The sequence below is a fragment of the Rhodoferax sp. EU05-FHT12H12 genome (assembly GCF_058791215.1).
The window spans coordinates 272,424-286,812 of the sequence record NZ_JBYTDI010000002.1; the positions used below are offsets into that span (position 1 = coordinate 272,424).

General features: G+C 61.2%; 8 protein-coding genes. 4 read left to right on the plus strand and 4 right to left on the minus strand.

Going from position 1 to position 14,389, the window contains the following annotated elements:
- Nucleotides 1-7: 7 nt before the first annotated feature.
- Both AC3WS7_RS06060 and uvrA read right to left on the minus strand, forming a co-directional pair.
- Nucleotides 8-1,660 (minus strand): hypothetical protein, encoded by a 1,653-nt coding sequence (locus AC3WS7_RS06060; protein ID WP_492655735.1) that lies wholly within the window; start codon nt 1,658-1,660, stop codon nt 8-10.
- 236 nt (nt 1,661-1,896) lie between these two features.
- Nucleotides 1,897-4,974, minus strand: a complete 3,078-nt coding sequence (gene uvrA / locus AC3WS7_RS06065; RefSeq protein ID WP_492655736.1) for an excinuclease ABC subunit UvrA — start codon at nt 4,972-4,974, stop codon at nt 1,897-1,899.
- Nucleotides 4,975-5,111: 137 nt separating this feature from the next.
- Here uvrA and AC3WS7_RS06070 point away from each other — a divergent pair, with 137 nt between their 5' ends.
- Nucleotides 5,112-6,299 (plus strand): MFS transporter, encoded by a 1,188-nt coding sequence (locus AC3WS7_RS06070; protein ID WP_296465303.1) that lies wholly within the window; start codon nt 5,112-5,114, stop codon nt 6,297-6,299.
- Between the two features lie 30 nt (nt 6,300-6,329).
- Nucleotides 6,330-6,836: a single-stranded DNA-binding protein gene (gene ssb / locus AC3WS7_RS06075; RefSeq protein WP_094481526.1), complete on the plus strand. Its 507-nt coding sequence runs from the start codon at nt 6,330-6,332 to the stop codon at nt 6,834-6,836.
- Between the two features lie 61 nt (nt 6,837-6,897).
- Here the strand turns inward: ssb and AC3WS7_RS06080 are convergent, their stop codons facing one another.
- Nucleotides 6,898-8,757 (minus strand): TolC family outer membrane protein, encoded by a 1,860-nt coding sequence (locus AC3WS7_RS06080; RefSeq protein ID WP_492655737.1) that lies wholly within the window; start codon nt 8,755-8,757, stop codon nt 6,898-6,900.
- Nucleotides 8,758-8,965: 208 nt separating this feature from the next.
- On the opposite strand from AC3WS7_RS06080, the gene AC3WS7_RS06085 reads away from it, so the two are divergent.
- Both AC3WS7_RS06085 and AC3WS7_RS06090 read left to right on the plus strand, forming a co-directional pair.
- Complete coding sequence (locus tag AC3WS7_RS06085) at nt 8,966-9,676, plus strand: transglutaminase-like cysteine peptidase (protein ID WP_492655738.1); 711 nt, start codon at nt 8,966-8,968, stop codon at nt 9,674-9,676.
- A gap of 23 nt (nt 9,677-9,699) precedes the next feature.
- The gene (locus AC3WS7_RS06090; RefSeq protein ID WP_492655739.1) at nt 9,700-11,625 is read left to right on the plus strand and encodes an EAL domain-containing protein; all 1,926 of its coding nucleotides are present in this window, start codon (nt 9,700-9,702) and stop codon (nt 11,623-11,625) included.
- An 18-nt stretch (nt 11,626-11,643) separates the two neighbouring features.
- Here the strand turns inward: AC3WS7_RS06090 and AC3WS7_RS06095 are convergent.
- The coding region (locus AC3WS7_RS06095) for a beta strand repeat-containing protein (RefSeq protein ID WP_492655740.1) at nt 11,644-14,389 on the minus strand (2,746 nt) is incomplete at its 5' end.

The following is a 14,389-nucleotide window of genomic DNA, read 5'->3' on the forward strand; positions in this document are numbered from 1 at the left end:
AGTCTGGCTAGACCTTGGCGCCGGCCTTGATCAGTGCAGCCCGCACCTCTTGTTGATCGCCCAAGGTTGCCAGGAGCAGCGCGCTGATGCTCTTTTGTCCAGGGTCGACCGCATTGGGGCTCGCGCCCGCCTTGAGCAGTGGGCCCACAGCAGCGCTGTTGTAGTGCTTGATGGCGTCGATCAAGGCCGCGTCGAGTTCCTTGCGCCCTGAGAAGGCGTTGGAGTCGAGCCGGAACTGGACTTGGCCTCCGCAATGGGCGCGCACGGCCTCACCCAAGGAGCCGACCCGGTCGCACGGGTCCATCAGATTCCCGGCTTGGGGGCTGGCGGCTCGCAGCGCCAGTTGCAAACCCATGTAGTTGCCATTCGACGCAACCGTCGTGTCATCCGAGAGCAGAAAGCGGGAGTGCCCATCGGCGTTCGCCGTTTGCACCACCAACTGCAAGCGCACATCCTGGTCGCCTGCCAGGCTCTGCGGCAGCGTGAGTTGAAGGGTGCCATCGCTGCGCAGGGCCACGGGGTCTTTTGCCAGATCGACCGCCCAGGGCAGCGGCTCGCTTTGCGCCAAGGTGGTGGTGCCGTCGCTGGCGGCCTGGCTCAGCACCAGACGAATGCTTTCCACCCGGCAGTTGTCAGCCGGTTTACAAGCACTCGCTGGCGCGAGCGCCAGCTGCTGAACGCGCATGCGCAACTCCCCGCGGGTCACTTGTGCCTGACCTTGCAGGTGCGCGCGCAAGTGGCCATCGTCGAGTAACCAGTTGCTTAGCAGTACCGCAAACTCCGGTGTGCGCACGCGGGTGCTCAGGCGCCAGGACGCATCGGTTTCGTCCACACCGCGCACGCGCTCCACCCCGGCTACCGCCGCATCATCGGCAGGTGCGCTGTCCTCCGACATGGTCATGACCGGCCAGTCCTCGGGCGGCGCATCTGGGGACCACATCGGCAGCAGCAAGCCCCACGCCACCCAGCCCACCACACCGAGCGACAGTGCGAGCGCGCCCCGCCGGACCCAGCGAAGGCCACTTCGGACGCGTGCTGGCGACGGAAGCCTAGACGCATAGTCCGGCTCAGGCAGTTCCGAAGTCGACGGGGCGTCAGCATCTGGGTGTAGCGATTCCGCGGCGTCGTCTTCGCTGTCCAAGCCAGTTTCGCGGGACGTTTCGGCTTGGGTCTCAATGTGAAAAGGCCATGCCGCGTCATCGCCCTGGAGTACCAGGGAAACGTACAAAAAGTCATCTTCTGAACCCGGCAGATCGGTGGGAAGGGTGAATTCGGCCGTGACGGCCTGCACCATGAGCTCGCCGTCCACCAGCGTGGGGACCGGGGTGGCCATAAATTTGCGCTCCCAGACGCTCCCAAAGCTGCTCATGTCTTCGCTCGGCGAATCAATGGTCACCAGCAGTGTCCAGACCTGCGCCTTCATAGGCCGGGGCAGGTTGAAGGTTGCCATCGTGGGCACACCGTGGGGCACCGGGTCCTGCGAGAGGTGCAGCGTGACGCCAGTGCCGCGCAGGCGGCTGAGCCAGAGCAATAGGGTGCCTACGGCAAGCCCCACACCCGTGAGCACCGCCACGCCTTTGAACCATTCCGCAATGCCAGGCTCGGGCATGACCAGCCACCAGACCAGCGCATTCCAGGCGACGGCGATCACTGTCAACATCGCTGGGTCAGTGCCGGGCGAGGTTTTTTGGTGGGGCATCGTATTTTTCATGATGAAGCATTTTCACCGTACCCGCACCCCGCTCTCGCAGCACCAGCACGCGGTGCTGGAGCAGGCAGCGTTTGGCGATGCGGTTTAGTCGGCGGATGGGTTTGCTACTAAATCAGTAGCTGCTCGCGCATATTCCACGGTGGCTAGGTGCCAATTTGGCTTGTAAATATGCCCCGGCACCCGATTCAGAGCAAGGGCTTCAAATACCGCCCGGTATGGCTGTTGGGATTGGCTGCAATGTCTTCCGGCGTGCCCACGCCTACCACCGTGCCGCCACCGGCGCCGCCCTCGGGGCCGATGTCGATCAGCCAGTCGGCAGTTTTGATCACGTCCAGGTTGTGCTCGATGATGACGATGGTGTTGCCGGCGTCGCGCAGCTGGTGCAGCACTTTCAGCAAGAGTGCAATGTCGGCAAAGTGCAGGCCGGTGGTGGGTTCGTCCAGGATGTAGAGCGTGCGGCCGGTGTCGCGTTTGCTCAGCTCCAGCGCCAGCTTCACGCGCTGCGCTTCGCCGCCACTCAGCGTGGTGGCGGCCTGGCCCAGGCGGATGTAGGACAGGCCCACGTCCAGCAGGGTTTGCAGCTTGCGCGCGATGGTGGGCACGGCCTGTAGAAACTCGTAGGCGGCCTCCACGGTCATGTCCAGAATCTGCGCGATGTTTTTGCCCTTGTAGAGCACTTCCAGTGTTTCGCGGTTGTAGCGCTGGCCCGCACACACGTCGCAGGGCACGTACACATCGGGCAAAAAGTGCATTTCCACCTTCACCATGCCGTCGCCCTGGCAGGCCTCGCAGCGGCCACCGGCCACGTTGAAGCTGAAACGTCCCGGCCCGTAGCCGCGTTCGCGCGCCGTGGGCACCTCGGCCATCAGCTCGCGGATCGGGGTGAACAGGCCGGTGTAGGTGGCGGGGTTGGAGCGCGGGGTGCGGCCAATCGGCGACTGGTCGACGTTGATGACCTTGTCGAAGTACTGGATGCCGTCGATGCTTTCGTGCGCTGCGGGTTCGTCGTGCGCACGGTAAAGCTGGCGCGCCACGGCAGCGTACAGGGTGTCGTTCACCAGCGTGCTCTTGCCCGAGCCGGATACACCGGTCACACAGGTGAGCAGGCCCACGGGGAAGTCCACGTCCACGCCCTTGAGGTTGTGGCCGCTGGCCCCGGTGATGCGGATGGCCTGCAGGTCGCCCTGGGTGGCGATGTGGTGCGCCTGGCGCTCGGCCCAGGCCAGCGCGGCCTTGCTGGGTGCGGCTTTGCCCACGCCTTTGGCCACCGGCTTGGCGGTTTCCACCACCGGCAGCCAAGGCGTGCGGCGCTTGGGGACTTCAATCTGCAGCGTCTTGGCCAGGTACTGGCCGGTCAGGGATTCGGTGTTCGCCTTCACCTCGTCAAACGTGCCTTGGGCAATCACGCGCCCGCCGTGCACGCCGGCACCCAGGCCCATGTCGATCACATGGTCGGCGGCGCGCATCATGTCTTCGTCGTGCTCCACCACCAGCACGCTGTTGCCAATGTCACGCAGGTGCTGCAGCGTGCCAATCAGGCGGTCGTTGTCGCGCTGGTGCAGACCGATGCTGGGCTCGTCCAGCACGTACATCACGCCGGTTAGGCCGGAGCCAATTTGTGATGCGAGGCGGATGCGCTGACTTTCACCGCCGCTCAGGGTCTCGGCACTGCGGTCCAGGCTCAGGTAATTCAGGCCCACGTCGTTGAGGAACTTCAGCCGCAGGCCGATTTCGCGGATCACCTTGGAAGCAATCTCGCCACGCGCACCGGGCATCTGCAGGGTGTTGAAGTATTCAAAACTCTCACGCAGCGTGGCGTGGCTGATCTCATAAATGGCGCGGGCCTGGCTGCCTTCGCCCACCTTCACGTGGCGGGCTTCCTTGCGCAGGCGCGAGCCAAAGCAGTCGGGGCAGGGCTGGGTGCTGCGCAGGCGGCCCAGGTCTTCGCGCACCAGGGCCGAGTCGGTCTCGCGGTAGCGCCGCTGCATATTGGGGATGATGCCCTCGAAGGGGTGTTTCTTGCTCACCTTCTTGCCCTGCTGGGCACCGGAGTCCAGGATGTAGCTGAACTTGATCTCTTCTTCGCCCGAGCCGTGCAGGATGGCCTGTTGCACGGCTTCGGGCAGGCTGTCGAAGCCGGCCTCGATGTCGAACGCGTAGTGCTTGGCCAGGCTCTCCAGCATGCTGAAGTAGTAGCCGTTGCGCCGATCCCAGCCCTTGATGGCGCCGCTGGCCAGGCTCAGCGTGGGGAAAGCGACCACGCGTGTGGGGTCGAAGAACTCGTGGTTACCGAGGCCGTCGCAGGTGGGGCAGGCGCCCACGGGCGAGTTGAAGGAGAACAGCCGCGGCTCCAGCTCGCTGATGGAGTAGCTGCAGACCGGGCAGGCAAACTTGGCGTTGAATAAGTGCTCTTTAGGCCTCTGGCCCCCGTCCCCATTGCGTGAGGTGCTATCAATTTCGGAGTCCTTGGAGGACTCCATCTCCAGCGCAATGGCCCGGCCATTGGCCAGGCGCAGCGCGGCTTCAAAGCTTTCGGCCAGGCGTTGCTTCAGGTCGGCGCGCACCTTGATGCGGTCCACCACCACGTCGATGTCGTGCTTTTCGGTCTTCTTGAGCTTGGGCAGGTTGTCGGCCTCATAGGCCTCGCCGTTGATGCGAAAGCGCACATAGCCCTGCGCCTGCATGTCGGCAAACACGTCCAGAAACTCGCCTTTCTTCTCGCGCGCCAGCGGCGCCAGGATCATCAGGCGGGTGTCTTCCGGCAGGGCCAGCACGGCGTCCACCATCTGGCTCACAGTCTGGCTTTGCAGGGGCAGGTGGTGGTCGGGGCAGTAGGGCGTGCCGGCGCGGGCAAACAGCAGACGCAGGTAGTCGTGGATCTCGGTCACCGTGCCCACGGTGGAGCGCGGGTTGTGGCTGGTGGCCTTCTGCTCGATGGAGATGGCCGGCGACAGGCCCTCGATCATGTCCACATCGGGCTTGTCCATGAGCTGCAAAAACTGGCGTGCGTAGGTGCTCAGGCTTTCCACGTAGCGGCGCTGGCCCTCGGCATACAGCGTGTCAAACGCCAGGCTGGACTTGCCGGACCCACTCAACCCGGTGATCACCACGAGCTGGTTGCGTGGGATGTCCAGGTCGATGTTCTTGAGGTTGTGCGTGCGCGCGCCCCGCACACTGATGTTTTGCTGCTGCAGGGCCCGGGCAAGGTATTTGCCATCCTCCTGATGCACCAGGGTTTTGCCGTCGTCAGTAGGAGAGTTCAAGTTCGTGGCCGCCAAAAGAGTAACCCGCCATGATAGACAATGTCGGGTTGCGGTGTCACCCCCTTGGTTTCTGCCGCCTTTACTGCCTGAGAGTGACTGCCGTGTCCGCCCGCCCTGTTCCCGTTCCCGATACCACCATGACGCCGCTGGAGCGGCGCTCCAGTGCCTCGCTGGCACTGATTTTTGCCCTGCGCATGCTGGGACTGTTTTTGGTGCTGCCCGTGTTTGCCCTGGAAGCGCGCAAATACCCCGGCGGCGAGGACACGGCGCTGGTGGGTATGGCCATGGGCATTTACGGCCTGACCCAGGGCCTGCTGCAGATTCCCTTCGGTATCGCGTCCGACCGCTTTGGGCGCAAGCCGGTGATGGTGGTGGGGTTGGCCATTTTTGCGGCGGGCAGCGCCATTGCCGCCTGGGCGCCGACGCTGCATTGGCTGGTGGCCGGGCGTGCCTTGCAAGGCGCCGGGGCCATTTCGGCGGCCGTCACCGCCCTTTTGGCCGACCAGACCCGTGATGTGGTGCGGACCAAGGCCATGGCGCTGGTGGGGGCCAGTATTGGCCTGGTGTTTGCCGTCTCTCTGGTGCTCTCGCCTCTGCTGGCGGCCTATGTGGGCTTGCACGGCCTGTTTACCCTGACGGCGGTCCTGGCTGGGGGAGGCATTGCCGTGGTGCTGTGGTGGGTGCCGCCCGAGCCGGCAAAACATGTGGACCAGGCCCGCGCGGGCCTGCTGGCCGTGCTGCGCCAGCCCGCGTTGTTGCGCCTGAACTTCGGGGTTTTTGTGCTGCATGCCGTGCAATTGGCCATGTGGGTGGCGCTGCCGGCCATGCTGGTGCAAGCCGGGTTGGTGCGTGACCTGCACTGGCAGGTGTACCTGCCTGCGGTGCTGGCATCGTTTGTGGTCATGGGGGCTGTCTTGTTCCCGCTGGAGAAACGGGGCTATTTGCGCGCGGTGTTCCTGGTGGCGATTGGCCTGATCGGGGTCGTCCAGCTGGCGCTGCTCGTGCTCAGTGGTGCGCAGCCTGGCGTCTGGACGCTGGGGCTGCTGTTGCTGGTGTTTTTCTGCGGCTTCAATGTGCTGGAAGCCAGCCAACCGAGTTTGGCCTCGCGTGTGGCACCTGCCCAAGCACGAGGTGCGGCGCTGGGCGTGTACAACACGCTGCAGTCTTTGGGCTTTTTTGCCGGTGGCGCTGTGGGGGGCTGGCTTGTCCAGTCTGCTGGGCCGCAGGCCCTGTTTGGCGCCTGTGCGCTGGCGATGTTGGCTTGGCTGGTGGTGGCTTGGCCGATGCAGGCGCCGGCGCCCCGGGGCGCTGTAAACGCTGGATAATCAAAAGCAAAACCTCATCTGGAGAAAACCATGGCATCCGTCAATAAAGTCATCCTGGTCGGCAACTGCGGCCGCGACCCCGAAATCCGCTATCTGCCCTCTGGTCAGGCGGTGGCCAATGTGAGCGTGGCGACCAGTAGCCGCCGCAAGGACAAGAACACCGGCGAATCCATCGAAGACACCCAGTGGCACCGCGTGACCTTTTATGACCGTCTGGCCGAGATCGCTGGCGAATATGTGAAAAAAGGCCGCCCCATCTACGTGGAAGGCCGCCTGAAGTACGGCAAGTACACCGACCAGTCCGGGGTGGAAAAGAACACCGTAGACATTGTTGCCACCGAACTGCAATTGTTGGGTGGGCGTGAAGGCATGGGTGGTCCCGGTGGGGATGGTGATGAGGGTGGTGGCTACCAGCAAGCCCCGCGCCGCCCTGCGCCACCGCCCCGCGCCGCCGCACCCGCACCGGCGCCCCGTCAAGCCCCAGCACCACGTCCCGCCAGCGGCTTTGACGATATGGACGACGACATTCCGTTCTAAGGCTTGCGCGAAACAAAGAAAAAGCGACCCTCGGGTCGCTTTTTTCATGGGGCACGCGGGTTTAGAAGGTACGCCCTTTGGTAACAGTTTCGCGCACGATCTTCCAGCTGTCCCCCACACGGGTGAGGGACAAGGTTTTTTCCACACTGTCGCGGTAGTCCACCGAGCCGTATTCCTGTTTGAATGACACTTCGGCATTTTGGGCGTCGCAAGCCAGCGGTTTGATGTCGCTGATGGCGGCCTGAATGTCGCCTTGTTTGCCAATGCGCTTCTTGCGCAGGTTTTCCCAGGCGTTGCGGCTCAGGCCCATGGCGGGGACAAAGTGATCGGCGTAATGACCCAAATAGGTATTTGCGTCTTTGGAGTTCCAGGCAGCCAACCAGGTCTGGACTGCTGAGGGAATCTGGGTGCAGGCCTGGGCCACGGGGTCGGGTTTGGGCACAACAGGGGCGGGCGCTACCACCACGGGGGCGGGCAGCGGTGCCAATGGCGCCGGCTTGGGGCTGGCCATGGGCACCGGAGTTTTTTCAATGGAGGGCAAGGTGTGGCTACTGCATTCCATCAGGTCATCCCGGTCTTCGGTGCCGCCAGCAGTGCTGGGCAGGTCGGTCGACAGCGGGCGCAATTGCAGAGCCTGCAGCAGCGAGCCTGACGACGCCAGCACGCGTGCGTGGGAGAGTTGCAGGTCGTACTCGGCATTGGCCAGTGCGCGGCGTGCCTGGTAATACTCGTTTTCGGTGTCGAGCAGGTCCAGCAGCGAGCGTTGGCCAATGTCGAACTGCTGCTGGTAGGCCACACGGGCCTTGGCGGTGGACAACTCGTGCTGTTGCAGTAGTTTGATTTGCGAACCCAGGCGCACGGAGTCGTTGTAGGCAATCTGTCCGGTCTGCCACGTGTCGCGGCAAGCCTTGTCGCGCAGGTCGAAGGCAACATTGAGTTTGGAGGCGTATTGCTTGATCTTGGCGAGATCCGAGCCGCCACGGAACAGGTTGTAGCTGAGCACCAGCTCCAGTACGGAGTCCCGGTAGTCACCACTGACGCCACTTTGGTTGGTTTCGAAGCTCTGGCGAGCCCGGAATTCCAGGGTGGGATAGAGCGGCGACTTGCGCTGGTTCATGTCAGCGCGGAAGGCACGCAGGGTGGAGACTGACGCCAAGAAGTCCGGATTCTGGGCAACAGCATTGCGCAGAAATTCGATGCCCTGAGGCATGGCGCCGATCAGGGGTTGGGGGGGATTGAGGCTGGTGGCAGGAATGTCTCCCACCAGACGCTGGTAGCGGGCGGAGATGTCATGCAGGTTGCTGACTTCGGTGATCCAGTTGGACTCGGCCAGTGCCATGCGGCCTGAGGCTTGCTCGAGGTCGACGCGTCGGCCGACACCAGCCTGCACTTTCTGGTTCAGACGTTCGTAGACCTCACGGTGGGTGAGCAGGTTGTCTGCGGCCATCTCCACCAGCTCGCGGTAGCGAATGACATCCAGGTAGGCGCGGGCCGTTTCCAGTCCCACCTGGTTGCTGGCCGATTGCAGCTCGTAGTAGCTGGCTTGCTGGGCATGGCTCAGGCGACGCACTTCGTTCAGGGTGGCAAAGCCGTCGAACAGGGTTTGGCGCAGCTGGATGCTGGCCCGGTTGGCGCTGTAAGACTTGGCGTCGGCCAATGATGGTTTGACGGTTTCATTGGCCGACGTGCCCGCTTCCAGATCGATCCTGGGCAACCAGGCGCCTTCTGCTGACTTCCGCTCTTGCTGGGAGGCCTCGAAATTGTGAAAACGGTACTTCACTTCGGGGTTTTGCAGAATCGCGCGCTCCACAGCGTCTTTGAGCGTGGTCGGTGAGGGCACCGGGTTTGCCGTTTGGGCTTGGGCACCCCACGTGAGTGCAATAAGCGCAATGGCTTGGCTGATGGTGGTCAGTCTGGTCATGGGTAGAAACTTCTTGGGTTCCAAGCGTGCCATGCTTGTGTGGAGACAGATGCGCTATGCTAATCTTTTGTCAAGCGCTAGCCTCTGGATTATCGTGGAGGCCCTCCTTTTTGGGACACATGGTAGTCTCCATTTCACGGCGAGAACCCGGTCTAAATGCGATGAATGTCACGTTATCCGGATTTTTTCCAGCGAAGCACAGTCGCCCATGACTGGAGCCGTACACCCACGCACTGCTTCCATCGCTTCGTTGCGCGGGGTGCTGGCCGCTGTGTGCGGCATGGTGCTGGTGTGGATGGTGGGGACGGCCAATGGCGCTGCGGACTTTGACCGCCTGCTCTCCAGCCTGACTCAGCGTTGGGGCAGCTCGCCCACCGCAAAGTTCAATGCCTGGCGGGCCATGGTGCAAGCCGGGACGACCAGTTCTGATCTCGATCGGATCAAGCGGGTGAACAGTTTTTTTAACCAGCAGCTGCAGTTTGCAGAGGACAGTCTGGTGTGGTCCCAGCCCGACTATTGGGCTACGCCCATCGAGTCGATTGGGCGAGGTGCGGGGGACTGTGAGGATTTCTCGATTGCCAAGTATTTCAGCCTGTTGCAGACCGGAGTGGCGCCCGACAAGCTGCGCCTGATTTATGTGCGCGCCAAAACCGGTGGCGCGGAGGGGGCTCCGACACAGGCCCACATGGTGCTGGCCTACTACGCCCAGCCCGATGCAGAGCCCTTGATCCTGGACAACCTGATTCCCGATATCCGACCCGCTTCGCGCAGACCGGATCTGGTACCGGTTTTCAGTTTCAACAGCGCCGGTGTGTTTGCAGGCATTGCTGGCGGAGAGTCTGCGGCGGTTGGTGGTACTGGGCGTTTGTCGCGTTGGGAAGATTTGTTGCGGCGTGCGAAGGCAGAAGGTTTTGAATAGGTCGTTGGCCAGAGGAGATAGTTATGTCGATGTACCGTCAGTTGTGGTTGGCCATCGTGGCCAGTATGTTGCTGGCCTTGGGTGGGAGTTTGCTGGCCTCGCTGCTCAGCGCGCGCGGCTATCTGGAGTCGCAGTTGTCTATCAAGAACACCGACAACGCGACGGCCCTGGCCCTGTCCCTGAGTCAGGGTAATCCGGATGCGGTGATGGCGGACTTGGTGGTGGCATCCTTGTTTGACAGTGGTCACTATGAGTTGATTCGCATCAACGACCCTGCTGGGAAGGTGATCACCGAACGCATCAGCGATGCCAAAGATGTGGGGGCACCGACATGGTTTATCCGCGTGTTGCCGATCGCTGCCATTCCCGGGCAGGCGCAGATCAGCAGTGGATGGAAGCAGTTTGGCACGGTGACTTTGGTGAGCCATAGCCAGTTCGCTTACGGGGCGCTGTGGAAAAGTGCCTACGAAATGGTGTTGGCATTGGCCGGGGCTGGCGCGGTTGGTGGGTGGCTCGGTTCCATGGTGTTGGGGCGCATTCGCAAGCCATTGGATACGGTGATTGATCAGGCCAAGGCCATTGCACAGCGTCGATTTGTAACAGTGGAGGAGCCCCAGGTTCCCGAACTCAAGCAGCTGGCCATCGCCATGAATGCGACGGTGGGGCGTCTCAAGAGCATGTTCGAAGAGGAGGCCTCGCGCCTGGAGGTGGTGCGGCAAGAAGCCAATTTCGACCCACTGACGGGCCTTGCCAATCGCTCGCATTTCCTCGCGCGTTTGCGTCAATGCATTGATGCCGAAGACTCCGTGGGAGGGGCATTGGTGTTGGTGCGTTTGGCCAATCTGGCAGACATCAACCGTCGCCTGGGACGCGGGGCTACCGACGACTTTTTGAAGACTGCCGGAGCCGTGATTGCTGCCTGTGCCGACGGTGCACCCAATGGGGTTGGGGCCAGACTCAACGGCGCGGATTTTGCGGTGTTATTGCCCGCGGAGCAGGCGAGTCTGGCCGTGGCACAGCGCCTATTGCAGCAATTGGTGCAGACATCGGCCCCCTTTGTGAATGGTCAGGCCAGTGCTTGGTTGGGCGTTGGGCAGTTTCTGCACGGCGAGGACATGGGCGGGCTGCTGGCACGCGTGGATTTGGCTTTGGCGACGGTGGAGGCTGAGCATGCCGACGGTGTGCGTGAGGCCTTGCAAGATGCAGCTGACGAAATGCCGCGCACGGCGGAGCAGTGGTCTGTGATGATTCTGCGTGCTCTGGAGCATGGTTGGGTGCGACTGATCTCGTTCCCTGTTGTCAACGCCGAGGGTAGTTTGTCGCACCGCGAGTGCCCTTTGCGGTTGATGTTCGACGAGAAAGGGGAGTGGCTTCCTGCCGGTCGGTTTTTGCCGGTTGCGGAACGATTGAAACTGACGCCTGCCTTGGATTTGGCAGCGGTTGAGTTGGGCTTGAAAGAGCTTCGTGCCCAACCATCATTGGGGGGCTTGGCCATCAACCTGTCTGCCAGTTCTTTGCAGGATTTGCACTTTGGGTCGCGATTGCTGGCGCTTGTTGACGCGCACAAAGATGTTGCGGGGCGTCTATGGCTGGAGGTTTCAGAAGCGGGGGCTTTGCAGCACTTGTCTGCGTTCAAAGCGCTTTGTACAGAGTTGAAGGGCAGAGGGTGCCGTACTGGTTTGGAACACTATGGCCACCATTTCAGCCAGATCGGCCTGTTGCACGAGCTGGGCCTGGATTACCTCAAAGTCGACGCCAGTTTTGTGCGCGGCGTAGACGCCAATGCAGGGAATGCGGCGTTTCTCAAGGGGCTGTGCAGCATTGCCCACAATATTGGCTTGCAGGTGTTGGCAGAGGGTGTCGCCACCAGCACAGAGTTGTCTGTGCTGCTGGGCTTGGGGTTTGATGGGGCAACAGGGCCCGGTGTGCACGAGATGGCGGGTCATTGATCCCGCCATCTGCACAGCTTAGTCAATCACCAGGGTGCCATTTTTGATCAAGGTCTGAAGCAGCAAGGCTTCGTTGCCCGCCGCAACGCCTGTCGCCGTGTATAGATTGACGCCCTCAATAATGATGCGCTGGTCTTCGGCCCCGGACGCATAGGTGCCGCCATTGAACCCACCATCCTTGCTGATGCGCAAGGTGGTGTTGCCGCCGGAGACATTGATGTCGATAAAGTTCAACAGGTTGTCAATGACCACGTCGCCTACGCCACTTCCCGTGTTGCTTGATGTGGTGCGCTCTCCTTGCAAAAGGTCTCGCAGATCCAAAACGTCGCCCCCACCGGTTGCGACGCCAGAGCCGTTGTCAATGTTGCTGTAGCCATTGCCATAGTTGAAATCAGTGATGCGATCGATCGCAGGGTTGCCTGCCGTACCGCTGTCTGCGAGCTTCCAGGCGAAGGTGTCGGACCCGGAGCCGCCAGTGAGCGTATCGTTCCCCCCACCGCCAAGAATGTAGTCATTGCCTCCGCCGCTAGAAATGGTGTTGGCCGAGGAGTTGCCTTCAATCCGGTTGGCATTGCTATTGCCGGTTAGGTTAATGGCAGCGCCGTTGAATGCGGTCAAATTTTCCAGGTTGCTGCTGAGGTTGTATGTGCTACCGGTGTTGCCCGTTACATACGTTGCGTCCAGTTGCACAGTGTCGAAGCCCGCATTCGCGGCCTCTACGATGGAGTCCGATGTGTCAGAGAGTCGGTAAAAGTCATCTCCAAGTCCTCCGACCAAGGTGTCGGTACCAGCGCCACCAATCAAGAGGTCATTGCCATCTCCGCCGTTGAGTGCGTCATTGCCCGTGCCGCCATCGAGTGTGTCGGCTCCGGCCCCGCCGTTGAGGGTGTCATTACCCGCGCCGCCAGTTAGGTAGTCGCGGCCAGCACCTCCCGTAATGGTGTTACTGCTAGCGTCGCCATCCAAGCGGGAGCCTGTGCGCAATTGCCATTGCCCCGTGCCACCGTCGTAAACCAAGTCTTGAATCTCAGCGTTGGCGATCGTGGGGGCACTTTCATTGGTGAACATCGCGATATTGGACAAGCTCATGACTTGCCAAGTACCAGAGCTGCTGGATTTGTACTCAATCCGCAGGCGTGCGTTACCGCCTTGTTCCCAATACAGCAATTCGATGTCTTGCAGCCCACCTTGCAGGTCGCCCAGTTGTACATTGTTAAAAATACGCGTGGTCGGACCTTGGTTGCCGTCATATTCCAACAGCGTCTGCCCCGCCACCCGGAAGCGGAAACCATCGTCTGCCGTGACGCGGAAGTCATAGGAGCCAGGTTGGGTGTAAATTTTTCCAGACAGACGAATTGCCGCATCGGTGGTCTGCCCCAGACCTGATGTGCCGTTGGAGTTGGATGCGCCTGTTTGCACCAGACCTGTCCCCAAGTCTTGATCCAAAAAGTTACTCAGTGCGCGGGCGGCAGAGTCTGGGTTGTTGTCTTTCGCTAACAGTGCACTACCTGCAGCAACGGTCTGGTTCGATCCTAGCGATGAGTTGACAGTCGGATTGAATCCGTAGTCGATACTGCGTGCCTTGAAGGAAACGTCGGCCACATTGTTGGTTGCAGTCGTTGCTGTCCCCACAATATTGCTGCCCCCACCGGCTACATTTCGTCCGTTGATGATCTGGTACAGATCTTCGACGGAGTTCAGGTTGCCTGCCTCGCTGTGCACACCAAATGTCGCTGTGCCGTCGTCGCTGTGCTGACGCGTGGCGGCACCCGCTGTTCCGTTGTAGCCGTAATACTCACCGTTCAAGCCCGTTGCCGCACCTGTTAATGGCGTAATGATGGGGGCCGGGGCCGTCAGATCCTGAGAGCCCGTTACATTGATGGTCAACGCAGCTTGGTCAGTCCCTCCGTTGCCATCGCTAATGGTGTACGTGAATACGTCTTGAACGACCTGTCCGGCCGTCAAGTTTTGCACGATGGAACTGGAGTTATTCAATACATAGGTGTAACTGCCGTTTGCGTTCAGGGTCAGTGTTCCGTAAGTGCCCACCAAGCCGGTTCCTAGCGTGCCTGATGCGCCTGTTCCTGCTTCTGTGCCTGTGCGAATCGCCGTCACATTCAGCGCATTGTCCTCTGCATCTGTGTCGCGCGTTGCTGCATTTCCACCGCTAAGAATCACGCCGTTGGCTGCTGACACGGTTAGTGTCGTGGTCCCATCCTCGTTGACTGCATTTGTGTCGTCACGTGCGACGGGAGGGTCATTCACGGCGGTGACGTTGATTGTGGTGGTCGCTGTGTTGGAGTTGAGTGCCCCATCGGAAACAACCACGGTGATGGTGCGTGCGACGGTACTTGGATTCTCCGAAGTATTGTTGAATGTTATGGCCCCGATGGCAGCTTGGTAGTTACTCAAGGTGCTGGCACCCGTGAGTGTTACGACATTTCCCACAATGTTTGCTGTGATGCCTGCTGGCAATGTTCCTGCTGCAAGAACATCTCCTGATTGCGCATTGGTCAGTGTGATGGTCGCGCTGCTGATGTTGCTCGAATCGGAGTCGCTGATCAGTACATCAACATCACCAATCGCAACTGCCGCTCCATCCTCTGTGAATGTGGTCGTGTAGTTCGCGTTTGTCGCACCACTTGAGTTGTTGGCATCCAGATCCAGTTGTGGCGCATTGTTGAAGTCGGTGATGGAGCCCGAGCCGGTGTCGCCGGTGGAGACCAGGGGATTGGAAGAAGAGCCTGCGCCCAGGATGAGGGAC

Bases quoted from the DNA above. Each gene is read 5' to 3' on its own strand.
- ssb (WP_094481526.1), top strand. From the start codon at position 6,330: ATGGCATCCGTCAATAAAGTCATCCTGGTCGGCAACTGCGGCCGCGAC.
- AC3WS7_RS06070 (WP_296465303.1), top strand. From the start codon at position 5,112: ATGACGCCGCTGGAGCGGCGCTCCAGTGCCTCGCTGGCACTGATTTTT.
- AC3WS7_RS06085 (WP_492655738.1), top strand. From the start codon at position 8,966: ATGACTGGAGCCGTACACCCACGCACTGCTTCCATCGCTTCGTTGCGC.
- AC3WS7_RS06060 (WP_492655735.1), bottom strand. From the start codon at position 1,660: ATGTTGACAGTGATCGCCGTCGCCTGGAATGCGCTGGTCTGGTGGCTG.
- AC3WS7_RS06080 (WP_492655737.1), bottom strand. From the start codon at position 8,757: ATGACCAGACTGACCACCATCAGCCAAGCCATTGCGCTTATTGCACTC.
- AC3WS7_RS06090 (WP_492655739.1), top strand. From the start codon at position 9,700: ATGTCGATGTACCGTCAGTTGTGGTTGGCCATCGTGGCCAGTATGTTG.